This is a genomic window from Paracoccus aminovorans (assembly GCF_900005615.1).
In the GTDB taxonomy this organism is placed as follows: domain Bacteria; phylum Pseudomonadota; class Alphaproteobacteria; order Rhodobacterales; family Rhodobacteraceae; genus Paracoccus; species Paracoccus aminovorans.
On record NZ_LN832559.1, the window covers coordinates 303049 to 327823 of the forward strand.

At 67.1% G+C, this 24775-nt stretch carries 22 protein-coding genes and 4 pseudogenes; 11 read left to right on the plus strand and 15 right to left on the minus strand.

Features of this window, described 5'->3' with window-relative positions; translation table 11 throughout:
* Positions 1–69 precede the first annotated feature (69 nt).
* Positions 70–2775, minus strand: coding sequence for a preprotein translocase subunit SecA (secA, locus tag JCM7685_RS01560; protein ID WP_074970483.1), 2706 nt, complete (start codon positions 2773–2775; stop codon positions 70–72).
* Between the two features lie 207 nt (positions 2776–2982).
* Between secA and JCM7685_RS01565 the strand changes: the two genes are divergently transcribed.
* The 4 genes from JCM7685_RS01565 (at position 2983) to JCM7685_RS20510 (ending at position 5886) form a co-directional block, all read left to right on the plus strand.
* The gene (locus tag JCM7685_RS01565) at positions 2983–3822 is read left to right on the plus strand and encodes a peptidylprolyl isomerase (RefSeq protein WP_074970481.1); all 840 of its coding nucleotides are present in this window, start codon (positions 2983–2985) and stop codon (positions 3820–3822) included.
* Between the two features lie 3 nt (positions 3823–3825).
* The gene (gene argJ / locus JCM7685_RS01570) at positions 3826–5235 is read left to right on the plus strand and encodes a bifunctional glutamate N-acetyltransferase/amino-acid acetyltransferase ArgJ (RefSeq protein WP_100526011.1); all 1410 of its coding nucleotides are present in this window, start codon (positions 3826–3828) and stop codon (positions 5233–5235) included.
* Entirely contained in the window at positions 5232–5630 is a 399-nt protein-coding gene (locus tag JCM7685_RS01575; RefSeq protein WP_074970479.1) for a (deoxy)nucleoside triphosphate pyrophosphohydrolase, read from the plus strand. Before argJ ends, JCM7685_RS01575 begins: the two co-directional genes overlap by 4 nt.
* A 124-nt stretch (positions 5631–5754) precedes the next feature.
* The gene (locus JCM7685_RS20510) at positions 5755–5886 is read left to right on the plus strand and encodes a hypothetical protein (protein ID WP_269458821.1); all 132 of its coding nucleotides are present in this window, start codon (positions 5755–5757) and stop codon (positions 5884–5886) included.
* Between the two features lie 139 nt (positions 5887–6025).
* Here JCM7685_RS20510 and infB read toward each other — a convergent pair whose 3' ends face one another.
* The 6 genes from infB to pip all read right to left on the minus strand — a co-directional run bounded on the left by infB (position 6026) and on the right by pip (position 13111).
* The gene (gene infB / locus JCM7685_RS01580) at positions 6026–8575 is read right to left on the minus strand and encodes a translation initiation factor IF-2 (protein WP_074970477.1); all 2550 of its coding nucleotides are present in this window, start codon (positions 8573–8575) and stop codon (positions 6026–6028) included.
* Between the two features lie 7 nt (positions 8576–8582).
* The gene (locus JCM7685_RS01585) at positions 8583–9203 is read right to left on the minus strand and encodes an RNA-binding protein (protein ID WP_074970475.1); all 621 of its coding nucleotides are present in this window, start codon (positions 9201–9203) and stop codon (positions 8583–8585) included.
* A 15-nt stretch (positions 9204–9218) separates the two neighbouring features.
* Positions 9219–10895 carry a transcription termination factor NusA gene (nusA, locus tag JCM7685_RS01590; RefSeq protein WP_074970473.1) on the minus strand — a complete coding sequence of 559 codons (1677 nt, stop codon included), beginning with the start codon at positions 10893–10895 and terminating at the stop codon, positions 9219–9221.
* Positions 10896–10898: 3 nt separating this feature from the next.
* Complete coding sequence (rimP, locus tag JCM7685_RS01595) at positions 10899–11507, minus strand: ribosome maturation factor RimP (RefSeq protein ID WP_074970471.1); 609 nt, start codon at positions 11505–11507, stop codon at positions 10899–10901.
* 142 nt (positions 11508–11649) lie between these two features.
* Positions 11650–12102, minus strand: a complete 453-nt coding sequence (gene tspO, locus JCM7685_RS01600; RefSeq protein WP_074970515.1) for a tryptophan-rich sensory protein TspO — start codon at positions 12100–12102, stop codon at positions 11650–11652.
* A 13-nt stretch (positions 12103–12115) separates the two neighbouring features.
* Complete coding sequence (gene pip / locus JCM7685_RS01605) at positions 12116–13111, minus strand: prolyl aminopeptidase (protein WP_074970469.1); 996 nt, start codon at positions 13109–13111, stop codon at positions 12116–12118.
* 51 nt (positions 13112–13162) lie between these two features.
* Between pip and ubiG the strand changes: the two genes are divergently transcribed.
* Complete coding sequence (gene ubiG / locus JCM7685_RS01610) at positions 13163–13915, plus strand: bifunctional 2-polyprenyl-6-hydroxyphenol methylase/3-demethylubiquinol 3-O-methyltransferase UbiG (RefSeq protein ID WP_074970467.1); 753 nt, start codon at positions 13163–13165, stop codon at positions 13913–13915.
* A 79-nt stretch (positions 13916–13994) separates the two neighbouring features.
* Here ubiG and JCM7685_RS01615 read toward each other — a convergent pair whose 3' ends face one another.
* Genes JCM7685_RS01615 through JCM7685_RS01630 form a run of 4 tightly spaced genes read right to left on the minus strand, consistent with a single transcriptional unit; the run spans position 13995 to position 16374 of the window.
* The gene (locus JCM7685_RS01615) at positions 13995–14501 is read right to left on the minus strand and encodes a MarR family winged helix-turn-helix transcriptional regulator (protein ID WP_074970465.1); all 507 of its coding nucleotides are present in this window, start codon (positions 14499–14501) and stop codon (positions 13995–13997) included.
* Positions 14498–15349, minus strand: a complete 852-nt coding sequence (locus JCM7685_RS01620; RefSeq protein ID WP_170848976.1) for a carbon-nitrogen hydrolase family protein — start codon at positions 15347–15349, stop codon at positions 14498–14500. The genes JCM7685_RS01615 and JCM7685_RS01620 overlap by 4 nt, the downstream gene beginning before the upstream one ends.
* Positions 15346–15603: a glutaredoxin 3 gene (gene grxC / locus JCM7685_RS01625; RefSeq protein WP_074970463.1), complete on the minus strand. Its 258-nt coding sequence runs from the start codon at positions 15601–15603 to the stop codon at positions 15346–15348. The genes JCM7685_RS01620 and grxC overlap by 4 nt, the downstream gene beginning before the upstream one ends.
* A 33-nt stretch (positions 15604–15636) precedes the next feature.
* Positions 15637–16374, minus strand: a complete 738-nt coding sequence (locus tag JCM7685_RS01630) for a double zinc ribbon domain-containing protein (RefSeq protein ID WP_083412942.1) — start codon at positions 16372–16374, stop codon at positions 15637–15639.
* A 31-nt stretch (positions 16375–16405) separates the two neighbouring features.
* Between JCM7685_RS01630 and JCM7685_RS01635 the strand changes: the two genes are divergently transcribed.
* Complete coding sequence (locus JCM7685_RS01635) at positions 16406–17242, plus strand: methyltransferase domain-containing protein (protein ID WP_074970459.1); 837 nt, start codon at positions 16406–16408, stop codon at positions 17240–17242.
* Complete coding sequence (gene hemH / locus JCM7685_RS01640) at positions 17242–18270, plus strand: ferrochelatase (RefSeq protein WP_074970457.1); 1029 nt, start codon at positions 17242–17244, stop codon at positions 18268–18270. The genes JCM7685_RS01635 and hemH overlap by 1 nt, the downstream gene beginning before the upstream one ends.
* 195 nt (positions 18271–18465) lie before the next feature.
* Here the strand turns inward: hemH and JCM7685_RS20160 are convergent.
* Positions 18466–18680, minus strand: a pseudogene (locus tag JCM7685_RS20160) (integrase core domain-containing protein); the annotation flags it as partial.
* A gap of 67 nt (positions 18681–18747) precedes the next feature.
* Here JCM7685_RS20160 and JCM7685_RS20655 point away from each other — a divergent pair.
* On the plus strand, positions 18748–18924 hold the full coding sequence (locus JCM7685_RS20655; protein WP_408634315.1) for a hypothetical protein: 177 nt from the start codon (positions 18748–18750) through the stop codon (positions 18922–18924).
* 7 nt (positions 18925–18931) lie between these two features.
* A pseudogene (locus JCM7685_RS20660) lies at positions 18932–18988 on the plus strand (hypothetical protein); the annotation flags it as partial.
* A gap of 913 nt (positions 18989–19901) precedes the next feature.
* Here the strand turns inward: JCM7685_RS20660 and JCM7685_RS01650 are convergent.
* Positions 19902–20661, minus strand: a pseudogene (locus tag JCM7685_RS01650) (IS5 family transposase).
* 173 nt (positions 20662–20834) lie between these two features.
* On the opposite strand from JCM7685_RS01650, the gene JCM7685_RS01655 reads away from it, so the two are divergent.
* Entirely contained in the window at positions 20835–21299 is a 465-nt protein-coding gene (locus JCM7685_RS01655; RefSeq protein ID WP_231964672.1) for an ABC transporter permease subunit, read from the plus strand.
* 28 nt (positions 21300–21327) lie between these two features.
* Here the strand turns inward: JCM7685_RS01655 and JCM7685_RS20665 are convergent.
* A pseudogene (locus JCM7685_RS20665) lies at positions 21328–21972 on the minus strand (PA1136 family autoinducer-binding transcriptional regulator); the annotation flags it as partial.
* Entirely contained in the window at positions 21969–22817 is an 849-nt protein-coding gene (gene hchA, locus JCM7685_RS01665; protein WP_074971004.1) for a glyoxalase III HchA, read from the minus strand. The pseudogene JCM7685_RS20665 and the gene hchA, both read right to left, overlap by 4 nt.
* A 479-nt stretch (positions 22818–23296) precedes the next feature.
* Between hchA and JCM7685_RS01670 the strand changes: the two genes are divergently transcribed.
* Entirely contained in the window at positions 23297–24766 is a 1470-nt protein-coding gene (locus JCM7685_RS01670) for an MATE family efflux transporter (protein WP_074971006.1), read from the plus strand.
* Positions 24767–24775: the final 9 nt, after the last annotated feature.

Below are 24775 nucleotides of genomic sequence, written 5' to 3' on the forward strand. Positions count from 1 at the left end.
TTTTCCAAATACCCATGTCGACAGCTTCATCTGCGCTATGCATGAAAAAGGGGGCCGGAAGCCCCCAACTCACACCAACGCGCCGTGGCAATGCTTGAACTTCTGGCCCGAGCCGCAGGGACAGGGGTCGTTGCGGGACGGATTTCCCCAGGTCGTCGGGTCCGCGGCGTCGAAGCCGGCGACCCGGCTCGAGACCTCGCCGCCCTCGGCCTCTTCGTGCTCGGGATGCAGATGCGATTCGGTGTCGGCCTGTTGCTGCTGGTATTCGCGCAGCATCTGCTCGCGCTCGGCATCGGTCAGCGGCCGGATGCGGGCCAGCTGCTGGGTCACGTCGAAGCGCAGCCCGTCCAGCATGGTCTTGAACAGCTGGAAGGCCTCGGTCTTGTATTCCGACAGCGGGTCGCGTTGCGCATAGCCGCGGAAGCCCACCACCGAGCGCAGATGCTCGAGCGTCACCAGATGCTCGCGCCATTTGCCATCGATCTGCTGCAGCAGCACCTGCTTTTCGATCTGGCGCATGTTCTCGGGACCGAATTGCTCGGCTTTCTGGGCCATATAGGCGTCGGTGGCCTGCTGCACGCGTTCGCGGATGGCATCCTGGTCCACGCCGTCCTCGGCCGCCCATTCGGCGACGGGCAGGTCCATGTTCAGCCGCTCGATCACCGCCTGGTGCAGTCCTTCGACATCCCATTGCTCGGCATAGCTGCGCGGCGGCAGGTGCTGGTCGATCATGTCGTCGATGACCTGGGCACGCATGTCGGCCGCGACCTCGGCGACCTCTTCGGTATGCATGATTTCCAGGCGCTGGCTGAAGATCGCCTTGCGCTGGTCGTTCATCACGTCGTCGAACTTCAGCAGCTGCTTGCGGATGTCGAAGTTGCGGCCCTCGACCTTGGCCTGGGCGCGTTCCAGCGACTTGTTGACCCAGGGGTGAACGATGGCCTCGCCATCCTTCATGCCCAGCGTCGACAGCACCTTGTCCAGCCGTTCCGAGCCGAAGATCCGCATCAGGTCGTCTTCCAGCGACAGGAAGAACAGCGAGCGGCCGGGGTCGCCCTGGCGGCCCGAGCGGCCGCGCAGCTGGTTGTCGATGCGGCGGCTTTCGTGGCGTTCGGTCGCCAGCACGAACAGCCCGCCGGCATCCAGCACCGCCTGCTTGTCGGCGGCATGCTCGGCCTCGATGCGGGCGCGCAGATCGTCGGGGTTCGCCTCGGGATCGGCGGCCAGCGCCTCCATCACCTTCATCTCGACGTTGCCGCCCAGCTGGATGTCGGTGCCGCGGCCGGCCATGTTGGTGGCGATGGTCACGGCGCCGAGCTTGCCGGCATCGGCGACGATCTGCGCCTCGGCCTCGTGCTGGCGGGCGTTCAGGACGTTGTGCGGGATGCCTTCCTGGGTCAGCATTTGCGACAGCATCTCAGATTTCTCGATCGAGGTGGTGCCGACCAGAATCGGCTGGCCCTTGGCATGGGCTTCCTGGATCGCCTCGACCACGGCGGCGTATTTCTCGGCCGCGGTGCGATAGACCCGGTCGTGTTCGTCCAGGCGCTGGATCGGGCGGTTGGTCGGCACCTCGACCACGCCGAGCTTGTAGATCTCGGCGAATTCCTCGGCCTCGGTGGCGGCGGTGCCGGTCATGCCGGACAGCTTGTCGTAGAGCCGGAAATAGTTCTGGAAGGTGACCGAGGCCAGCGTCACGTTTTCGGGCTGGATCGCCACGCCCTCTTTCGCCTCGATGGCCTGGTGCAGACCGTCGGACAGGCGGCGGCCCTTCATCATCCGGCCGGTGAATTCGTCGATCAGAACGATCTCGTCATCGCGGACGATATAGTGCTGGTCGCGCATGAACAGCTTGTGGGCGCGCATCGCCTGGTTGGCGTGATGCACGATGGTCGTCGATTCCGGGTCGTAGAGCGTCTGGCCCTCGGGCAGCACGCCCGCCGCCTGCAGCCGCTTTTCAAGGAATTCGTTGCCTTCCTCGGTGAAGGTGGCGTTGCGGGCCTTTTCGTCCAGCTTGTAATGCTCGGGCGTCAGCTCGGGCATGAAGGCGTCCAGCGTCTTGTAAAGCTCGCTGCGGTCCTGCGACGGGCCCGAGATGATCAGCGGCGTGCGCGCCTCGTCGATCAGGATCGAGTCGACCTCATCGACGATGGCGAAGAAATGCCCGCGCTGGGTCATCTGGTCGATGGAGCCCTTCATGTTGTCGCGCAGATAGTCGAAGCCCAGCTCGTTGTTGGTGGCATAGGTCACGTCGGCACGATAGGCCTCGCGTTTTTCGGCATCGTCCTGGAACGGATAGACCACGCCGGTGGTCATGCCGAGATGGGCAAAGACCTTGCCCATCCAATGCGCGTCGCGTTTCGCCAGATAGTCGTTGACGGTGACGACATGCACGCCCTTGCCGGCCAGCGCGTTCAGATAGGCCGGGAAGGTCGCGACCAGGGTCTTGCCCTCGCCGGTCTTCATCTCGGCGATATTGCCCTGGTGCAGGAAGATGCCGCCCATCAGCTGGGTGTCGAAGGCGCGCAGGCCAAGCGCGCGGCGCGCGCCTTCGCGGCAATTGGCAAAGGCTTCGGGCAAAAGCTTGTCCAGATCCTCGCCCGATTGCGCCCGGCCCTGCAATTCGCGGGTCTTGCCGATCAGGTCGGCGTCGGACAGGGCGTGGAATTTTTCCTCCAGCGCGTTGATCTGGGCCACCAGCGGGCGGACCGATTTCACCTTGCGGTCGTTGGGCGTGCCAAAGACCAGTTTCGCCAAGTTTCCGATGCCGAGCATGTGAGCCTTCAAAATCGCGTATCTGGGGGTGCGCGGGACGTTCCGCCCACTTGCCGCCACCATTCGCCTTGCCCTATCACTTGGGCCGGAAAAAGGCGACGGGCGCGCATTTTCGGTTGGGCCGGATGTATGCGCCGGGCGCTTGAGTGTCAATGTTTTCGCCCGTTCACCTGTGCGTGGATGCGCGCCCGCATGAAAGGGAAAACCATGCTCCGACCGCTTCTTGCCGCGACCGCCCTGACCTCTGTCCTGCTGGGCGGATTGCCCGCGTCGGCGCAGGATGCAGATACCGTCGTCGCCACGGTCAATGGCGAGGCGATCACGCTGGGCCAGATGATCGCCATGCGCCAGGGGCTGGACGCGCATACCACGCAGGGCCTGCCGGATACGGCGCTGTGGGACCTGATGCTGGACCAGATGGTGCGCCAGACCGCCGTCGCGCAAGAGGCCGAGCCGCTGAGCAAGCGCAACCAGGCCGCCATCGAGATCGAGAAGCGCGCCTATCTGGCCGGCGCCGTGCTGGAAAAGGTCGCCGGCGCCGAGCCGACCGAGGCCGAGCTGAAAGCCGCCTATGACCAGGCCTTCGGCGGCCAGACCGAGCCCAAGACCGAATACAACGCCGCCCATATCCTGGTGAAGACCAAGGAAGAGGCCGAGGCGATCGAGAAGCAGCTCAAGGACGGCGGCGATTTCGGCAAGCTGGCCGAAGAGAAGTCGACCGACAATTCCGGCCCGAACAAGGGCGACCTGGGCTGGTTCCAGCCCGAGCAGATGGTCGCGCCCTTTGCCGAGGCGGTGAAGACGCTGAAGAAGGGCGAGGTCTCGGCCCCGGTCGAGACGCAGTTCGGCTGGCATGTCATCAAGCTGATCGACTCGCGCGAGGTGACGCCGCCCAGCTTCGACGAGGTCAAGGAACAGCTGGCCGTGCAGGTGCGCCGCGACAAGGTCCAGGCCGCCATCGAGAAGCGCGTGGCCGATTCCAAGATCGAAAAGACCGAGGGGCTGGCCCCCGACCTGCTGAACAAGACCGACCTGCTGGGAGAGTGACCCATGGCCAAGGCCGAGGACAAGAAACCGAAGCTGTCGGAAGCCGATAGGCTGAAGTCGCTGGAGAAGAAGCTGAAGAAGCTGAAATCCGCCTTCAAGGAAGCGGCGGCCAGCGTCGAGTCGCGTGTCGAGAAGGGCGCTGCGGCCGCCGTGGCGGCGGTGACCAAGGCCAAGAACCCGGTCTCGCCGCTGGCGCCGGCCGGTTTTCCCGATCTGCCGGTGGTCGCGGGGGTGGAGTTCGCCTCGGCCGCGGCGGGGGTGAAATACAAGGGCCGCACCGATGTGATGCTGGTGCGGCTGGTGCCGGGCACCGCCATCGCGGGCGCCTTCACCCGCTCTTCGACCCGAGCGGCCTGCGTGCTGGACTGCCAGGCGAAGCTCGCCGGCAAGCAGGACGACCAGCAGGGCGCGGCGATCATCGTGAACTCGGGCAATGCCAATGCCTTCACCGGCCGGAACGGCCAGGAGGCCGTGGACAAGGTCACCGGCGGCGTGGCCGAGGCGTTGGGGATTCCGCGCGACCGAGTGTTTTCCTCTTCGACCGGGGTGATCGGCGAGCCGCTGCCGGCCGAACGTATCACCGCCGTGATCGGCGAGTTGAAGACGGCCCTGGACGCCGGCGGCGCGGCGGCGGCGGCGCGGGCGATCATGACCACCGACACCTTTCCCAAGGGCGCGGCGGTCAGCTTTCCGGGCGACGGCGGCACCATCAATGTCGTCGGCATCGCCAAGGGCTCGGGCATGATCGCGCCCGACATGGCGACGATGCTGGTCTATATCTTCACCGACGCCAGGATCGCCCCGGCGGTGTTGCAGAAGATGCTGTCTGCGCGCATGGACCGGACCTTCAACGCCATCACCGTGGACAGCGACACCTCGACCTCGGACGCGCTGATCCTGGCCGCGACCGGCAAGTCGCCGGCGGCGCCGCTGGCCGACATGCGTTCGGCCCCGGCGCGGGCCTTTGGCCGGGCGCTGGACCAGGTGATGCTGGATCTGGCACAGCAGGTGGTCAAGGACGGCGAGGGCGCGACGAAATTCGTCGAGGTCCGGGTGACGGGCGCCGCGGATGATGCCGACGCGCATCGCGTCGCCATGGCCATCGCCAATTCGCCGCTGGTCAAGACCGCCATCGCCGGCGAGGACGCCAACTGGGGTCGCGTGGTCATGGCCGTCGGCAAGTCCGGCGCCCAGGCCGACCGCGACCGGCTGACCATCCGCTTCGGCGACATGGTGCTGGCCGAGAACGGTTGGCGCGCGCCCAGCTATGACGAGGCCGCGGCCAGCGCCTATATGAAGCGCGACAGCCTGGTGCTGGGCGTCGATCTGGGCCTGGGCAAGGGCAAGCGCACGGTCTGGACCTGCGACCTGACGCATCGCTACATCGACATCAACGCCGATTACCGCTCATGAAGATCATCCTTGTCGCGGCCGTGGCGTTGATCGACGCCGACGGCCGCGTGCTTCTGGCGCAGCGCCCCGAGGGCAAGTCCCTCGCGGGCCTGTGGGAATTCCCCGGCGGCAAGGTCGAGCCGGGCGAAACCCCCGAGGCCGCGCTGATCCGCGAGCTGCACGAGGAACTGGGCATCGACACCTGGTCCTCGTGCCTGGCGCCTCTGACCTTCGCCAGTCACGCCTATGAGGATTTCCACCTGCTGATGCCGCTGTTCGCCTGCCGGCGCTGGCAGGGGGTGCCGGCGCCGCAAGAGGGCCAGCGGCTGGCCTGGTCGCGCGCCGCCGACCTGCACAAATACCCGATGCCGCCCGCCGATCTGCCGCTGATTCCGATCCTGCGCGACTGGCTTTAAGGCCCGGACCGTCACCGGAAAGCCCGACCTCTCGGTAATTAGCTGTATATTCGTACAAGAGTAGTTAACTTTTCACGAAATTGTGGCAATTCTGAAATCCTGTAGAGTGAGGAGGAGTTCGGACATGATTCGCACGATCACGATCGGCAGCTGTATTTCTGTCCAAGGCGTCTTTGAGAGACAGCAGGCGAACGGAAATATCGTCGTCCGCGTGGGAAGCAAGACCTACGAGGGCAAGCCTGTCGCTCTGACCTGAAGGCTCGACCAAACAGTGCCCAATCGACCGAACGGGGCTCCGCATGCGGGGCCCCGTTTCCATTGGCCCCGGCCCGACGGGCAAGGAAAAAGGGCGGACCCGCAGGCCCGCCCTTCGTTTCGGCTTTTCCGCGCGGGGCCTACAGCTGGCGCTGCACTTCCTCGCGCTCGAAGATCTCGATGACGTCGCCCTTGCGGATGTCGTCGTAGTTCTCGAAGGCCATGCCGCATTCCTGGCCGGACTGCACCTCCTTGACCTCGTCCTTGAAGCGCTTCAGCGTCTTCAGCGTGCCTTCGTGGATCACCACGTTGTCGCGCAGCAGACGCACGCCGGCCGAACGCCGGGCCACGCCCTCGGTCACCAGGCAGCCGGCGACATTGCCGACGCCGGTGACGCGGAAGACTTCGCGGATCTCGGCATAGCCGATGAAGTTCTCGCGCACCTCGGCCGACAGCAGGCCCGAGGCCGCCGCCTTGATGTCGTCCACCAGGTCGTAGATGATCGAGTAATAGCGGATCTCGACCCCCTTCTGGTTGGCGGCGTTCCGCGCCGGGGCGTTGGCCCGGACGTTGAAGCCGATGACCGGCGCCCGCGAGGCCTCGGCCAGGCCGATGTCCGATTCGGTGATCGCGCCGACGCCGTAATGCAGCACGCGCACGCGCACCTCGTCGTTGCCGATCTTTTCCAGCGCCTGGACGATGGCCTCGGCCGAGCCCTGCACGTCCGCCTTTACCACCACCGGCAGTTCGGCGACGCTCTCGTCGGCCTTGGCCTTGGCCAGCATCTGGTCCAGCGTGATCGCGGCACCGGCGGCGGCGCGCTTGTCCTTGGCGGCCTGCTCGCGGTAATCCGCGATTTCGCGCGCCTGCGCCTCGGTCGAGACCACGTTCAGCACGTCGCCGGCTTCGGGCGTGCCGTTCAGGCCCAGCACCTCGACCGGAACCGAGGGTCCGGCTTCGTCGACGCGGTCGCCCTTGTCGTTGATCAGTGCCCGGACCTTGCCCCACTGTTCGCCGACGACAAAGATGTCGCCACGCTTCAGCGTGCCGTTCTGCACCAGCACGGTCGCGACCGGGCCGCGGCCGATGTCCAGCTGGGCCTCGATCACCGCGCCTTGCGCCGGACGGTCGGGGTTGGCCTTCAGCTCCAGGATCTCGGCCTGCAGCGCGATGGCTTCCAGCAGCTGGTCCAGGCCCTGGCCGGTCTTGGCCGAAACCTCGACATCCTGCACATCGCCGGACATGGCCTCGACCACGACTTCGTGCTGCAGCAGGGCCGTGCGGACCTTCTGCGGGTCGGCGGTGGGCTTGTCGATCTTGTTGATCGCCACGATCATCGGCACCTTGGCGGCCTTGGCGTGGTTGATCGCCTCGACCGTCTGCGGCATCACGGCGTCATCCGCCGCCACCACCAGCACGACGATGTCCGTCACCTGCGCGCCGCGGGCCCGCATCGAGGTGAACGCCGCGTGGCCGGGCGTGTCGAGGAAGGTCAGCAGCGCGCCGTTCGAGGCTTTCACCTGATAGGCGCCGATATGCTGGGTGATGCCCCCGGCCTCGCCCGACACCACATTGGCGTGACGGATCGCGTCCAGAAGCGAGGTCTTGCCGTGGTCGACATGGCCCATGATGGTGATGATCGGCGCGCGGGGCTTCAGGTCCTCGGGCTTGTCCTCGACCTGGTCGATGACCTGCTCGACGTCGGCGTCCGAGACGCGGACGGCGTGATGGCCGAATTCTTCGATCACCAGTTCGGCGGTGTCGGCATCGATGGACTGGTTGGCGGTGACCATCATGCCCATCTTCATCAGCGACTTGATGACATCCGCGACCCGTTCGGCCATGCGGTTCGCCAGTTCCGAAACCACGATGGTCTCGGGCAGCTGCACGTCGCGCACCTGCTTTTCGGCGCGCTGATGGCCGCCCATGGCCTTTTGCCGGGCCTTTTCCTGCTTGCGCTTCATCGCGGCCAGCGAGCGCTGGCGCCCGCCTTCGCCGGCAAGGGCCTGGCTCAGCGACAGCTTGCCGGTGCGGCGGCTGTCGTCGCGGCCCTTGTTGCGGTTGTCGCGGTCGTCGGCCGGGCCGCGGGTGTCGCGGTCGCGTTCCGTCTTGCGCGGCGCGGTGGCGCTGACGCCCTTGGTCTCGGCACGCGCTGCGGCGGCCTCGGCGGCGGCGCGGTCGGCCGGAGACGCGGGGCGCGCATCGGCCTTGGGCTTGGTGACCTCGGCCTTCTTCTTCTCGCGCAACTCGGCCTCGCGGGCGCGGCGCTCGTCTTCCTCGGCCTTCAGGCGCAGGGCTTCCTCGCGCTCGCGTTCCTCGCGCTCCTTGGCTTCCAGCTCAAGGCGGCGACGCTCGCGCTCTTCCTCGCGGGCCTTTTCATCGGCGATGCGCTGGGCGGCTTCCTCGACCTCGCGGGCCTTGGCGGCGCGCAGCGCGGCCATGCGCCGTTCCATTTCGGCATCCGAGATCCCGGCCGGGCGCTTCGACGGGTCGCCCGACACGGCCGAGGGCGATCCCGAGCGCCCGCCGCCCGCCGCCGCGCCGGGCTTGGCCGGCGTGATGACACGCTTGCGCTTGACCTCGACCGCGACGTTATGGGTCCGGCCGTGGCTGAAGCTTTGCTTCACCTGGCCCGAACGACCAGAGCCGCCACCAAGACCCAGGGGTTTCTTTCCGTCAGTATCGCTCATTCCGATTTCATTCCTTCCCGGTGGCCGCATTGCCACCGTCATGCCCGCGCAGACCCGTCAGTCTGCTCGCGTCCCTGATCAATTTTTCGGTCAGGCCCCCCGGCGCAAGCGCGCTGTGTATGACATGATCGCGCCCAAAGGACAAACCCAATTCTGCTGCGGTCATGCAGCCGAACCAGCGTCCCCCGGGCGGAGTCCACAGCTTTCCCTTGCCCCGGTCCGACCCGTCGCTGGCCTGCAGCAGCACCTTTGCCCTGCCGCCGGCCAGCCAGTCCTTGACCTTCTCGAATCCCGCCACCGCGAGCCCGGCCTTTCGGGCCAGGGACAGCGTGTCGGTCACCCGTTTCGCCAGCCCCGTCTCGATCATCGCCATAAGCTCGGGCGGCGCCGTCACGCGCGCCTTGGCGCCGCGCGAAAACAGTCCCTTGGCAGCCGCCTTGTCCAGCGCCTGCCGGTCGGCCAAGACCCAGAAGCCGCGCCCCGGCAGCTTTTCCGCCAGGTCCGGCACGACTTCGGCATCGGGGCCCGCGACAAAGCGGATGAGCCCAGCCTTCGGCTGGACTTCGCCCGTGACGATGCAGCGCCGTTCGGGCGTCTCGCGGTCCTTGATACGGCCCCCGCGTGTCATCAGCCTCCCGGGGCGTTACACCCCGGCCTCCTGTTCTTCTTCGCCGGCGCCGGCCTCGGCCGATTCCAGCTCGGTCGGATCGACCCAGCCCAGCATGACGCGCGCGGTCATCACCAGGTTCTGCGCATCCTCCAGGCTGACGCCGAAGGGCTCCAGCAGCCCGTCGTCCTTGACGCGCTGGCCGTTCTGCGTGGTCCAGCCGCCGGCCAGTTCCCAGTCGGCGCAGGTGGCGAAGTCTTCCAGGGTCTTGACGCCGTCCTTGGCCAGCGCCTCGGCCATCTGCGGCGTGATGCCCTCGAATTCGATCAGGCTGTCCTCGGCACCCAAAGCGCGGGCGTTTTCCAGCGCGGCCTTGTTCGCCGCCTCCAGATGCTCGCGGGCGCGGGTCTGCAATTCCTCGGCAGTCGATTCGTCCACGCCGTCGATGGACAGAAGCTCGTCCAGATCGACATAGGCGACCTCTTCCAGGTTGGTGAAGCCTTCGGCCACCAGCAGTTGGGCAAAGAACTCGTCCAGGTCCAGCGCATCCATGAACAGCTTGGTTCGGGCGTTGAACTCGGCCTGCCGGCGTTTCGATTCCTCTTCCTCGGTGAGGATGTCGATGTCGAGGCCCGTCAACTGGCTGGCCAGCCGCACGTTCTGGCCGCGACGGCCGATGGCCAGCGACAGCTGCTCGTCCGGCACCACCACCTCGATGCGGGTCGCGTCCTCGTCGAAGACGACCTTCGCCACCTCGGCCGGTTGCAGCGCGTTCACCAGGAAGGTCGCCTGATCCTCGGACCACGGGATGATGTCGATCTTTTCGCCCTGCAATTCACCGACGACGGCTTGCACGCGGCTGCCGCGCATGCCGACGCAGGCGCCGACCGGGTCGATCGAGTTGTCGTAGGAGATCACGGCGATCTTGGCGCGCGACCCCGGATCGCGGGCGCAGGCCTTGATCTCGATCACGCCGTCATAGATTTCCGGCACTTCCATCTTGAAGAGCTCGGCCATGAACTGCGGATCGGTGCGCGACAGGAAGATCTGCGGGCCGCGCGCCTCGCGGCGCACGTCCTTGACATAGGCACGGATGCGGTCGTTCGGGCGATAGCTCTCGCGGCCGATCTTTTCGTTGCGGCGCAGGATGGCCTCGCCACGGCCCACGTCCACGATGATGTTGCCGTATTCCTCGCGCTTGACGACGCCGTTGATGATGGTGCCGGCGCGGTCCTTGAATTCCTCGTACTGGCGGTCGCGCTCGGCCTCGCGGACGCGCTGCAGGATGACCTGTTTCGCCGATTGCGCGGCGATGCGGCCCAGATCGACCGGCGGCACCTGTTCCTGGAACACGTCGCCCGGCTGCGGCTTGCCGGCGAAATCGGTCAGCACCTGGCCGTCGCGCAGCCAATGCGCATTGCCGTTCTTCGAGGGCTCGAAATAGGCGCGGGCCTGGTCGGCGGTGAATTGCGCCTGGTAGTTTTCGACCTCTTCGTCCTCGACCACGGTGCGGGCGCGGGTGAAGGTGGCGTTGCCGGTCTTGCGGTCGATATGGACGCGGATGTCCATCTCGCTGCCATAGCGGGACTTGGCGGCTCGGGCCAGGCTGTCCTCCATCGCCTCGATCACCAGATCGGGGTCGATCATCTTCTCGCGCGCGACAGCCTCGGCGGTTTGCAGCAGTTCAAGCTGGTTGGCAGAGGTGATGGCCATTGCTCACTCCTTCGCGGCGGCGTTGTCTTCGCCGGCTTCCGTTTCAATCTCGTCAAAAGCGGTTTCGTCCAGATTGTCGATCTGCACGCCCGCGTCCTTTTTCTGCCGCAGCATCTCGGCAATCAATTCGTCGGTCAGAACCAGTTTCGCGTCCGAGAGCCAGTCGAAGTTCAGCCCGATGGTCTGTTCCTCGCCGGCTTCCTCGATGTTCAGCAGCACCTCGTCGCCCTCGACCCCGGCCAGCACGCCCTTGAAGCGCTTGCGGCCGTCGATGGGCTGGTTGGTTTCCAGCCGCGCCTCATAGCCCTCGAAGGTCGCGAAATCCTTCAGCCGGGTCAGCGGGCGGTCGATGCCGGGGCTGCTGACCTCCAGATAATAGTTGTCCTCGATCGGATCCTCGACGTCGAGGATGGCGCTGACGGCGGTCGAGATGTCGGCGCAATCGTCGACATTGATGCCGCCTTCGGGGCGGTCGGCCATGATCTGCAAGGTGGCGGTCTTGCCGCCTTGCAGGCGGATGCGGACCAGTTCGAAGCCCAGATCCTCGATCACCGGAGAGATGATCTCGGCCAGGCGCCGGTCGATGGCGGTCTTGGCGATGAGGTCGGACATTGCTGATACCCCAGATACGAAAAAACGGGCCGATTGGGCGGCCCGTGCGTCTTACCGGTGGGCAGGCTGTGGACACCTGCGCCGCTGTTGAAGCTGCATATAGGCCCGGTCGCGGCGATTTGCAAGAAAAAGCCGCCGGGTCTTATCCGGTCGTGCCCGGGTTGTTCTGCCAGATGCTGAAATTCAGCGTTCCGGCCAGCGTCAGCCAGGCCAGATAGGGCAGCAGAAGCGCCCCCGCCAACCGGTCCAGCCGCCAGGCCATGACCATCAGCACCGCCACGACCAGCCACAGCGCCGCCAGGATCAGCATGGCCGCGCCCAGCCGATGCGCGCCGAAAAAGACCGGTGTCCACAGCGTATTCAACGCGATCTGCAAGGCCCACAGCGCCAGCACCGTCCCGGCGCCGGGCAGCCCGGCCAGCCGCGCCGCCGACCAGGCGATCAGGACATAGAGCGTGGTCCAGGCGACGGGAAACACCCAGCCGGGCGGGGTGAAGCCGGGCTTCTGCAACCCGGCATACCAGCTGCCGGGCTGGAAAAAGATCCCGGTCGCCCCGGCGGCGGCGCAAGCGAAAAGGAAGATCAGGAAGGTCATGGCGGTCCCGATGTCAGGCGCGGCCACCCTCGCGGGCCGCATCTCGCCAACCATCCATGACCCGCACCAGTTCCGCGGCGATTCGCGGCTCGCTCAGCGCGTGGCCCGAGGCGGGCACCATGCGCAACTCGGCGCGGTCCCAGCCCTCGGCCAGTTCCCAGGCGCTGGCGGGCGGGCAGACCATGTCATAGCGGCCCTGCACGATCACCGCCGGGATATGCGCGATGCGGGCGCGGTCGCGCAGCAGCTGGCCCTCGTCCAGGAAGCAGCCGTTGACGAAATAATGGTTTTCCAGCCTGGCAAAGGCGCGGGCATAGTCCGGCGGCGCATGGCCGGGACCGCTGATCTCCAACCCCGCCAGGGCGTTTTCCCAGACCAGCCAGGGCAGGGCATAGCGGCTTTCCTGGCCGCGGTCGCCGCCGAACAGCCGTTTGTGATAGGCGGCGATCATGTCGCCACGCTCGGCCTCGGGGATCGGGGCCTGGAACTCGGCCCAGCGGTCGGGAAAGAAGCGCGCGACGCCGCCGCCATAGAACCAGTCGAGCTCGCTGCGCCGGCCCAGGAAGACGCCGCGCAGCGCCAGCGCTAAGACCGCTTCGGGATGCGCCTGGGCATAGGCCAGCGCCAGGGTCGCGCCCCAGCTGCCGCCGAACAGGATCGCGCGGCCGATGCCCAGCTCGCGCCGGATCCGCTCGATGTCGGCGATCAGATGCTGGGTGGTATTGGCCTCGACCGAGGCATGCGGCTCGGACCGGCCGCAGCCGCGCTGGTCGAACAGCACCGCCCGGTAATGCGCCGGATCGAAAAAGCGGCGCATGAACGGGCTGCAACCGCCGCCCGGGCCGCCATGCAGGACGATGACCGGCACGCCCTGCGGATTGCCGCTTTGCTCGACATGCAGGCGGTGGCCGTCGCCGACCTCGACCATGCGGCGGTCGAAGGGCTCGACCATCGGGTGCAACCTGCCATGCGACGGCATGCCGCCGATTTGCCCTGCCAATCTGTCCATGCCCCCACTATATAACGCCTCGCGCGCGCCCGCCACATGAAGGACGGCCAGATGACCGAAAGAGCAGCCCCCAGCAGCATCGACCCCGCCGAGGTCGCCAAGTTCCAGGCCATGGCGCGGGAATGGTGGGATCCGCAGGGCAAGTTCAAGCCGCTGCACATGCTCAACCCGACCCGGCTGGACTATGTCACCCGCCAGATCGCGGCGCAATTCGGCCGCGACCTGGCGGCGCCGCGGCCGTTCCAGAGGCTGACGCTGCTCGACATCGGCTGCGGCGGCGGGCTGATGGCCGAGCCGATGGCGCGGCTGGGCGCCACCGTGACCGGTGCCGATGCGGCGGAAGGCAACATCGCCGTCGCCAGCCTGCATGCGCAGGAGCAATGCCTGCCCATCGACTACCGCGCCACCACGGCCGAGGCGCTGGCGGCCGAGGGCCTGGCCTATGACGTGGTCATGGCGCTGGAGATCGTCGAACATGTCGCCGAGCCCTCCGAATTTATCACCACCTGCCGCGACCTGATTCGGCCCGGCGGCATGCTGATCCAGTCCACGCTGAACCGCACCGCCCGCAGCTTCGCGGCGGCCATCGTCGGCGCGGAATGGGTGATGCGCTGGCTGCCCAAGGGCACGCACGACTGGCGCCGCTTCATCACCCCGGACGAGCTGGCGCAGATGACCGAAGCCTCCGGCCTGAGCGTCGTCGACCGCTGCGGCATGGTCTTCAACCCGCTGGGCTGGAGCTGGTCGCTGTCGCATCGCGACCTCTCGGTCAATTACGCGATGACCGCCCTGCGCCCGGCCTGAGCTTCCGCGCCCGCAAAGGGCCGCGGCTTTGCGCGACCGGGCAGCCGGCTTTTTTCCGAACAGCGCGGCGGCGGCGGCGTCAGCGCGTTGCGCTGCGGGTTTCGTGACGCAGCGTCCCTTCCAGCTGCTTGCGCAGCATGCGCAGCACCGGCAGCGCCGCGCGGACCCGGTCGGCGCCGACATCGCGCACGACATCGGCGATTCGCGGCATGAAGGCGGCCAGAGCGGCGTCCCGCGCCGCGCGCCCCGCCGGGCTGATCGCCACGAACTTGCGCCGCGCATCGTCCCAGTCCGGGCGGATATGGATATGCCCGGCCCATTCCAGCCGCGACAGCGTGTTGGTCATGGCGCCGCGGGTGACGTGGAACGCCTCGGCCAGTTCCGCCGGCGTGCGCTCGACGTTCAGATGCGCCAGCAGGTTCAGCACCGAGAAATGCGAGATCTGCATGCCCTTGGGCAGCGCCTTGCCGATCAGGTCGCGCGCCAGCTGGTCGGCGATGAACACCTCGGAAAACAGGCTTGCCGCCAGCGCATCGGCCGAGGCTTCGGCCTGCGCGTGCGGGCTGTCGTGGGTGTTGTCGATCATGGGCCGGAGAAGCCTTGGTCATGCGTCAGGGACGGGATGCGGGACCGTGCCCCAAGGACGGCCTTGCGGTCAAGCGTCACGAAAGTGACGCCGGGTTCGCTGCCGCCGTCGGCCAGCACCTCGCCCCAGGGACCGACGGCCAGCGAATGACCGTGGCTGCGGCGCGGCCGGCGCCCGGATTCCAGATGCGCGACATGCGTCCCGCATTGCGCCGGCGCCAGCACGAAGCATCCGGTCTCGATGGCGCGGGCGCGCAGCAGCACCTTCCAATGCGCGGCGCCGGTGGTGTCGTTGAAGGCGGCGGGCACGGTCAGCACCTCGGCCCCGGCCTGCGCCAGCGCCCGGTAGAGATAGGGAAAGCGCAGGTCGTAGCAGATGGTCATGCCGACCGGCAGCGGCCCCTCGGCCAGCACGGCGCGGGTGCCGGGCCGGAAGGCCGCCGATTCGCGATAGGATTCGCTGTCCGAGACCGTCACGTCGAACATGTGCAGCTTGTCATAACGCGACCGGATGGCACCGTCGGGCGCGATCAGGAAGCTGCGATTGGCGAAGCGGGTCTCGGCCGGGTCGCCGGTCTTCAGCGACAGCGAGCCGATCAGCAGCCAGATCCCCAGATCCCGCGCATCTTCGCGCAGCGCGGCCAGCGTCGGGTCCTCGGCCTCGACATGCAGGATGCGGTCCTGCAGCTCGCGGCTGGCGCCCAGCAGGTTGGTCGCCTCGGGCGTCAATACCCAGCCGGCGCCGCCCCGGGCGGCCTCGCGGATCAGGCCGCGGGTGATGGGCAGATTGCGCACGGGGTCGTCCGAGACGCACAGCTGCACCAGACCCGCGACCAGCCCGCCGCTCATGCCTGCAAGAGCCCGTCCAGCTGGCCGCGATGCTCCAGCGCGTGCAGGTCGTCGCTGCCGCCGACATGGCGGCCGTCGATGAAGATCTGCGGCACCGTCCGCCTGCCGCCGGCGCGCTGGGTCATCGCCGCGCGCCCGGCCGGGTCGCCGCTGACATCGGTTTCCTCATAAGAAACGCCCTTCTTGCGCAGGAGCGCCTTGGCGGCGATGCAATAGGGGCAGGTGGGGGTGGTATAGATCTCGACCTTGGCCATCTGGTTGTTCCGCGTTCATGTCACGGACCCTATCTAGGTATCCTTGACCGCCCGCGCCAGCACCACGACCGAGATCGGTCCCGCACCCGCCGCCCGCAACGCCTCGGCCGCCGCCGCCAGCGTCGCCCCCGAGGCCATCACGTCGTCGACCAGCAGTACGGCGCGCCCTTCGACCAGCGGGGCCATGCGGGCGGGCACGACCAGCGCGCCGTCGACATTGGCGAAGCGGTCGGCGACCGAGCCGTGGTCCTGCATCGGCGTGTGCCGGATGCGCCGCAGCAACTGCGGCCGATGCGCCAGACCATGCGCGCGGGCCACGCGCTGGGCCAGCAGCTCGGCCTGGTTGTATTTGCGCTTCAGCAGCCGGCGCAGATGCACGGGCACCGGCACCACCAGCATGTCGGGCCGCACCAGCGGCTGCGCCGCCCGCGCCACCCAGTCGCCCAGGACCGGGGCCAGGTCCAGCCGGTCGCTGTGCTTCAGCATCAGGGCCAGCTTGCGCCCGGTGCCGCGATAGGCCAGCGCCGCGCGGCCGCGCAGCCAGGGCCGCTGCACCGCCAGGCAGTCGTCGCAGACCAGCAGGCCCGCGGCCTCGTCCGCCGCATCCTCCAGCCCGTCGCCGGGCAGGGGCACGCCGCAGCGGCTGCAGCAGCTGTCCTGGATGAAATCGGCCTCGCGCCAGCAATCCGGGCAAAGTCCGCCCTCTTCGGCCACGGGGGCGCCGCAGGACAGGCATTGCGGCGGATAGACCAGCCGCAATGCGCCTTTCATCAGGCCGCGAAGCCCCCTATGTTCAGCCCCCATGATGCCCGTCAGTCCCAATCCCGTTCCCAGCCTGACCGATCGCGGCGCGCTCGACCGGAACCGCGCCCGTGCCCTGCGGCAGGAGCCGGTCGATTTCCTGCATCGAATCGCTGCCGACGAGATTCAGGATAGGCTGGCCGAGGTTAACAGAAGGTTTACCGCTCCCGCCGTGGTGACCGGCCATGCCGATTTCTGGCGCGCCGTCCTGCCCGGGGCGCGGATCGTCGCCGACACGCCGGTGCTGGACCTGGTGCCCGGCGCGCATGACCTGGTGATCCACGCCATGGCGCTGCATTGGGCCGAGGATCCGGTCGGACAGATCGCGCAATCCGCGCGGGCGCTGCGGCCCGACGGGCTGTTCATCGCCGCCTGTCCCGGCGGCCGCAGCCTGCAGGAATTGCGCGATTCGCTGACCCGGGCCGAGGCCGAGGTGCTGGGCGGCCTGTCCCCCCGCGTGCTGCCGATGGCCGAGATCCGCGACCTGGGCGGGCTTTTGCCCCGCGCCGGGCTGGCGCTGCCGGTGGCCGACCAGATCACGCAATCCGCCAGCTATCGCAGCCTGTTCCACCTGGCCCGCGATTTGCGCGCCATGGGCGAGGGCAACGCGCTGGCCGGCCGGCTGCGGCGACCCACGCGACGAGATGTCCTGTTGCGCGCCGCCGCGCTTTATGCCGAAAACCATGCCGACCCGCAGGACCCGACCCGCGTCCTGGCCACCTTCGAGTTGATCTTCCTGACCGGCTGGGCGCCCGATCCCAGCCAGCAGCAACCGCTCCGCCCGGGCTCGGCCAAGGTTCCGCTGGCCGAGGCCCTCGCCAGCACGAGAAAGCCCTGATGACCCCCGAGCACGCCCCCGCCAGCCATCCCCCGGTTCCCGCCCGCAAGATCGGCGTGCTGGTCGCCAACCTCGGCACCCCGGATGCCACCGACTACTGGTCGATGCGGCGCTATCTCGGCGAGTTTCTGTCCGACAAGCGGGTGATCGACTATCCGGCCTGGAAATGGCAGCCGCTGCTGCAGACCGTCATCCTGACCAAGCGGCCCTTCACCTCGGGCGCGAACTACCGGCTGATCTGGAACGACGAGGCGAATGAATCGCCCCTGATGACCATCACCAAGCAGCAGGTGGCGGCGCTGCGCGAGCGGGCCTCGGCGCTGTGGGGCGACCGGGTCGTGGTGGATTTCTGCATGCGCTACGGCAATCCCTCGACCCCGGACGCGGTCGAGCGCATGGTCAAGGCCGGCTGCGACCGCATCCTGTTCTTTCCGCTTTACCCGCAATATGCCGGGGCGACGACGGCGACGGCGAACGACCAGTTCTTCCGCGCGCTGATGACGCAGAAATGGCAGCCGGCCGCGCGCACCGTGCCGGCCTATTTCGACCGCGCCGACTATATCGACGCGCTGGCCGGCTCGGTCGAGCGGGCCCTCGGCGGCAAGCTGCCGCGAAAGCTGGTCGCCAGCTATCACGGCATGCCGAAGCGCTACCTGCGCGAGGGCGACCCCTATCATTGCCAGTGCCAGAAGACCTCGCGCCTGCTGCGCGAGCGGCTGGGCTGGCCCGAGGGCGTGATCGACACCAGCTTCCAGTCGGTCTTCGGCACCGAGGAATGGCTGCGCCCCTATACGGTCGAGCATGTGGCCGACCTGGCGCGTCAGGGCATCACCGAGATCGCGGTGATCTCGCCCGCCTTCTCGGCCGATTGCATCGAGACGCTGGAGGAGATCCAGGGCGAGATCCGCCACGCCTTCGAGGACGCGGGCGGCAAGACGTTCACCTATATCCCCTGCCTGAACGCCGAGCCGACGCATATCGACGTGCTGACGGCGATCATCGGCGAGAACCTGGCGGGGTGGGTCTAGCTGTTTTCTCCCGCGGTTTGATGGTTCGATCCTTTCCGTGGGCTGGATGGCATCTCTATGGGCCAAGTTCGTCACGGCAGCCACGCCCACGCAGGCATCCGGTTTGCCGACCGGCCCCGGAACCGCAACACCCTCCGTTCCCGCCCCATGCGCCTTGATCTGCGCAGCCCAATCACCCTTGCACCAATGGTCAGGTTAGCGGCCGAACCGAACCCTCGAAGAGTCCGTGATCAGCCCAAAGTGAGTGGTCCGTCTTGAAGGTTGGTGCATGACCGGCCTTTGGTGCATCGGGACGATACTTTCTTGGGCCGGTGGGCGATATCCCAATGCGCTGTGTGGTCGTTTGGCGTTGTAGGCCCCCCTTGCCCGCTCAGGATCTTTGCCTCACGGAGGCTGTAGAAGACTTCTCCATCCACCCAATCGGACTTAGGTAGCAAACACGCCATCGCGTTGACGCAGTGGGCTTATGAGAACATGATGGCTCCGGAAGCCTCCATGGCGCAGTACTTTCCTCTCTCCGCGGCGGCACGAACACTTTCGCTCAAGGTGATTTTCTCCTCCGCTGACGAGGAGGCCTCGTATCGCCGGTTCTGCCGGCTGCGCTGGCCAGAGACCGACGGCGCCCCCGGTCTGTCCGGCCTGCGGATGCGCTGATGTCTACGACGTGACGATCCGCCGGCGTTTCGAATGTGCGGCTTGCACCGCCAGTTCAGCGTGACCTCCGGCATCATCTTTGCGTCGCGGAAGCTGTCCTTCGTTGACCTGCTCGGTGCGATCTGCCTGTTCATGAACGCAGCCAAGGGGCCGTCCAGCTCTCGCGCGATCTGGACGTGCAGCACAAGACGGCGGTCGTGCTGATGCACAAGCTCCGAGAGGCGATGACGGCCGAGATCCGGGATATGGCCTGACGGGCGAGGTGTAGGAGAACGGCACTTCCTTTGGTGGTCATGTCCGGCCCGCCAACCTGCGGGACGAGCGTGTCGATCGGCGGATGCCGAACCGTTACACAGACCTTCCTGCGCGAGAGCCAGGGCGTCGCTTCTTCAGGGAGCAGACCGCTTCCGGCACGGTCGTTTCGGCCGACGAGGGCACGCACTGGGACCTTCCGGAGCCGGTGACGGGCTCCTACTGGTTCACCCGTAACAATCTGCATCAACTTATCTGGATGGGCGAAACTGTTGTGCTGTGGACTTTGGCGCTTTCTGGGCAAAGAGTTTCGGAATCGACGATATTCATGCGGCGATACGTTATGCCATCGCCTCGGCCGGTGGGTTGGAATATACCGGTTTGGTTCCCTGATCGGGACTATTTCCGATCCTGAAAACAACGGCCGCGACTGGATCTCATCGCCTTGCGAGACGGAAAAGCGTTGCCGTTTGGGTGAGGCGAACGTCCTTGGGCGCAATGCCCTGTCAGTCCTGATTTACAACTCCGTCGGGTTCACCAGGGATCCGTCGTCGACGAAACTGTCGGTCATGCTCGTCCACCGAGGCCGATGCCCTGCCGGCCACCGCCGCCTGAAGCAGCGTCTGCTGGTCCGAGAGGATCATTCTCGCATGCACCTGCTGGACGGGTGAGCCGGCGGGCTCGAAGGTCTTCCAGTCGCCGCGCGGCCTAGGTTCTGTGGATATTTACCTGATCCATAGGACGATTGCTGCGATGGTGACGACAGCAAGGTAATTTCTGGCGGTTTTCTCGTATCGTGTGGCGACCCTTCGGAATTGCTTGAGCCTTGAGAAGCAACATTCGATCAACTGCCGTTGTGCGTAGAGATGCCGGTCGAGCGGATACTTGCGGGCGCGCGACGGGTTGTTTGGAATAACGGCGACAGCCCCTTTCTGTGCAACCGTCTCGCGCAGGCGGTCGCTGTCATAGGCGGTGTCGGCCATGATAACCTCGGCGGGCAGGTCTGCGATCAGGGCTTCGGCCTGCGGCGCATCTCCTCGCTGCCCGGCGGTCAGGGTGAAGCGGATCGGGCAGCCAAGGCCCCGGACGGCCATGTGGAGCTTGGTGCTCAGGCCGCCACGGGATCGGCCAAGGGCCTGATCTTCAGCCCCTTTTTTGCACCGGAGGCGTGTTGATGGGCGCGGATGATGGTGCTGTCCACGATCAGGTATTCAAAGTCTGCGTCATCCGACATCGCCGCGAATATCCGCCACCAGATCCCTTGCAGCTCCACCGGCTGAAACGGCGGAACATGCTGTTCCACGACCCGAACACGTCGGGCAGGTCGCGCCACGGCGAACCCGTCCTCACGATCCACAGAACCGCCTCGACGAACATGCGATTGTCGCGCCCGCTGATGCCGCGCGTCCGCTCATCCCCGATGATATGCGCCGAAAGCCGGTCCCATTGCCCGTCCGACAGCACAAGCCGATCCAACACTCCCATCGCAAACCTCCATGCAACGGGAAACTTGAATCACCCCTTCAGACAAAAAGAAATCCCAAGAGTCCAAAGAACCTAGACCGTTCCTTGAGAAATAGAAGGTTTCTGGATTTGAGCTTCTCCAGCGAGACTTTCGCGTTGCCGTTCCCAAAAAATCCCGGACGCGCACAGCGGGAATGCTCGCCATCGCCTTTCCCCTGGGCATCCTAGCCGCGCGCCGGCCGCGGATCGAGGCGGCGCTGCGTCCGGTGCTCGACGTGATGCAGACGGTACCGCCCTGGGTCTACCTGATCCCGGCGGTGATGATATTCAGCCTGGGCAAGGTGCCGGCGATCATCGCGACCATCGTCTATGGCATCCCGCCGATGCTGCGGCTGACCACGCTGGCCTTTCGCGGCGTGCCGACGGACCTGAAGGAGCTGGGCGAGGCCATCGGCGCCAGGCCCCGCACCATCCTGTGGAAGATCGAGTTCCCGACGGCCACGCCCACGCTGCTGGTCGGACTGAACCAGTGCATCCTGCTGTCGCTGGCGATGGTGGTGCTGGCGGGTCTGGTCGGCGCCGGCGGTCTCGGCGCCGAGGTGACGCGCGGGCTGACCCGCATGCCGCGATCTCGCCGGTGCGGATCGCCACCCGGATAGCCTGCGCCGTCGTCGCCACGCCCAGCCGCTTGCGGATGCGCCGCATATGGTTCTCGACCGTCCGTCCCGAAAGTCCAAGCCCCGCAGCAATCTCGGCATGCCGACGGCCGGCGGCCGCCCAGGCCAGCACCTCGCGCTCGGAAAGCGCGCCGGTTTCCTCGCCCGCGGGAGACTCGAGCAGCCGGTGCGCGGCGCGGAATGCGGCTGCGGCCAGGATGCCCAGGGCCAGCCGGGCCTGCGGCGAGGCGTCGATCCGCGTCCCTCCCAGGCTCATCGCGCCTTCCAGCCCCGCCGGCCCGAACACCGGAACCTGCAGGCCGTGGATGCCGGCGCCGCGCGGGGTGCGGACGATGCGATAAAGCGCGCCGGAATCGCCTGCCGTCTTGGTCCAGAAGAAGGGCTCGCGCGCCTCGACGATATGCCGCGTCACCGGACAGTGCCGCACATAGGTCTCGGCACTGATCGGCTCGCCCCCGAACCAGTCGCCCTCGACCCAGTAGATGCGCTCGACCACGTCGTCCTGCACGGCCGAGGCCGAGAACAGGACGAAGCGGTCGTAGCCCAGCGGGGCGGCGAAGGCGCGCAGCGCGTCCCGGATCGCGGCAAGGGTTTCGGCGCCCTCGATGGCAAGGGTGCAGCGGAATGCCGCCTCGGCCGCGACCGCGTCGGTCATCGGTCCGCGACCTCCTTCAGCAGGGTCTGGGCGGCCAGCTTGCCCAGGTTGTTGCCCGCCAGCGGGCTGTCGCCGGTGATCAGCTGGCGGTCGCGATGCACCGCGCCCGAAATGTCGCCGTTCACGATCTCGAAGCCCAGCGCCTTCAGCTTCTCTCCGAATTTCCAGGTCAGATGGCCCGGCATATAGCCGATGTCCGGCGTCTTGGCGTCCAGCGCATCCGGGAAGGCGCAGATCTTGCAGCCGCGATATATGTCGCTGTCGCCGACCGCGAGGAAGGCCGCAGGACCGTGGCAGAGCGAAATGACGAAACGGTCGTTCGCCGCCGCCCATTCCAGCGCCGCGCCGACATCCCCGCTTTCAGGGATGCCGATCAGCGCGCCATGGCCGCCGGGGATGAAGATCGCGGCATAACCGTCGAGTCCCTGCGCGATGACCTCGGACAGGGTCAGCGGCTGCTTGAACTGCGGGTGATACCTGGCGAAGAAGCCCTTCACCGCCTCGTCCTCGGACGGCATCGCCCAGAACTCGAACTTGACCGGATTGCCCGACAGGGTGGCCACGTCGAAGGCGAAACCGGCTTTGTCGAGATGATACATCGGCAGCAGCGTTTCCACCGGGTGGTTCCCGGTCGAGAAGAACGAGCCGTTGTCGGTCAGCAGATAACGCTCGTCCGCGCCGATCATCAGGATCTTCTTGTCGCCGCGATAGGGCGAAGGATAATCCGCGCCGCTCAGGTCCGACTTGGGCGAGGTGAACTGGCTCAAGGAATAGCGCGAGGGGAAGAACGCGCCCTCCTCGGCCGGATCGGGTTGCGGTTTCTTGTCGGTGGTCTGGTCGGACATGGGGAGACCTCGTTGCATTGAGCTTATGTCGAGAAGGCTAGCCCGCCCGTCAGTCTAGGGGAATGAGGGTTTTCCCTCAATGTCGGGGCGTGTCGCTGTGCCGTGAGGTGGCAGAGATCGTGCGCGCCCTGGGTGCCTGTCGCTCCATGGCCTTGCGCGCGCAACAGGCCCGCAACAGGAGGCATTGCCTCCAATGCGGCCCCGGCGCCGGCCAATCCGCGTTGCCCGGTCAGCGGTCCAGGCGCAGCCGCCCACGGCCCGGCCAAGTGCCGGTCCAGGCGGTGCCGCCTGCCTGCCGGCGCGCGGCGGGACTGACAGACGCTTGTGGGCTGGGCGCCAGGCTTCCGAACCGGTCGCCTCGGCCAAGGCGATCGCGGCATCGGGCAATGTCGGAACGGCAGCCGATCGGGCCATTCGGCTTGTCCGGCAGCGGCGCGTCTGCTTTCCTGACACCGCAGCAACGATCCGGAAGCCTGACGATGCGGACCCGAACCGACCTGACCACCGCACCGATCAACCGCGCGTTGCTGATGTTCTCGCTGCCGACGCTGGGCTCGTCGGTGCTGCAATCGGCCAATGGCTCGATCGACGCGGTATGGGTGGGCCGGCTTCTGGGCGAGGACGCGCTGGCGGCGACGACCAACGGCAATCTGGTGATGTTCCTGCTGACCGCCTTCGTCTTCGGCTTCGGCATGGCCTCGACCATTCTGATCGGACAGGCGGTGGGGCGGCGCGACATGGCCGGCGCGAAAGAGGTGGTGGGCACCGCCATCGGTACCTTCGCGCCGCTCGCGGTGCTGATCGCGGCCATCGGTTGGGTCCTGGCGCCGCAGGTGCTGGCGCTTTTGGGCACCGGCCCCGAGATCACGCCGCTGGCCCGGGCCTTCCTGCGCGTCACCTTCCTCGCCATGCCGGCGATCCTGATGCAGACCATGCTGATGATGGCGCTGCGCGGCGCAGGCGACTCGATCACGCCGTTGATCTTCATGGCGCTGGCGGTGGTGCTGGACGTGATCCTGAACCCGCTCTTCATCCTGGGGCGTGGGCCGTTCCCGCAGATGGGCATCGGCGGCTCGGCCTTTGCCATGGCGGTGGCGAACTATACCAGCCTGGCCGCGATGCTGGCCTATCTCTACCTGCGCCGCCATCCGCTGCGGCTGACCGGGGCCGAGCTGCGCCTGCTGGTGCCCGAGCCCGCCATCCTGCGCCTGATGCTGCGGAAGGGACTGCCCATCGGCCTGCAGATGGTCGTGGTGTCTTCGGCCATGCTGGCGATGATGACGCTGGTCAACCGCGAGGGGGTCGAGACCACCGCCGCCTTCGGCGCCACCCAGCAGCTGTGGACCTATGTGCAGATGCCGGCCATGGCGCTGGGCGCCGCGGTCAGCGCCATGGCGGCGCAGAACATCGGCGCCGGCCGCTGGGACCGCGTGGCCCAGACCACCCGCGCGGGGATCGTCTTCAACTTCCTGCTGACCGGCGGGCTGGTCCTGGCGCTGCTGTTCCTGGACCGGATCGCGCTGGAGCTGTTCCTGGGCCGCGAAAGCCCGGCCGTCGCCATCGGCCAGCATATCGGGCGACTGGCGACCTGGGGCTTCGTCGCCTTCGGCGTCAGCATGGTGCTGTTCGGCACGATCCGCGCGAACGGCCAGGTGGTCTGGCCGCTGATCATCCTGGCAGTCTCGCTTTATCCGGTGCGGATGGGGGTGGCGCTGGGATTGCACGGCTGGCTGGGGGTGGACGCGTTGTGGCTGAGCTTTCCGGCTGCCATGCTGGCCACGATGGTCATGGCCGGGGCGCTATACCTGCATGGCGGCTGGCGGCGCATCGGCGACATGGCGCAACTGGACGGCCATCCCTCCGAGGCAAGCTCGGTCACGACCGAGGCCGGGCCGCCGTCCAGCCCGCGCAACCCCGCGCTGCCGCTGGCGCGCGATCCCGCGCAATAGCGCAGGCGC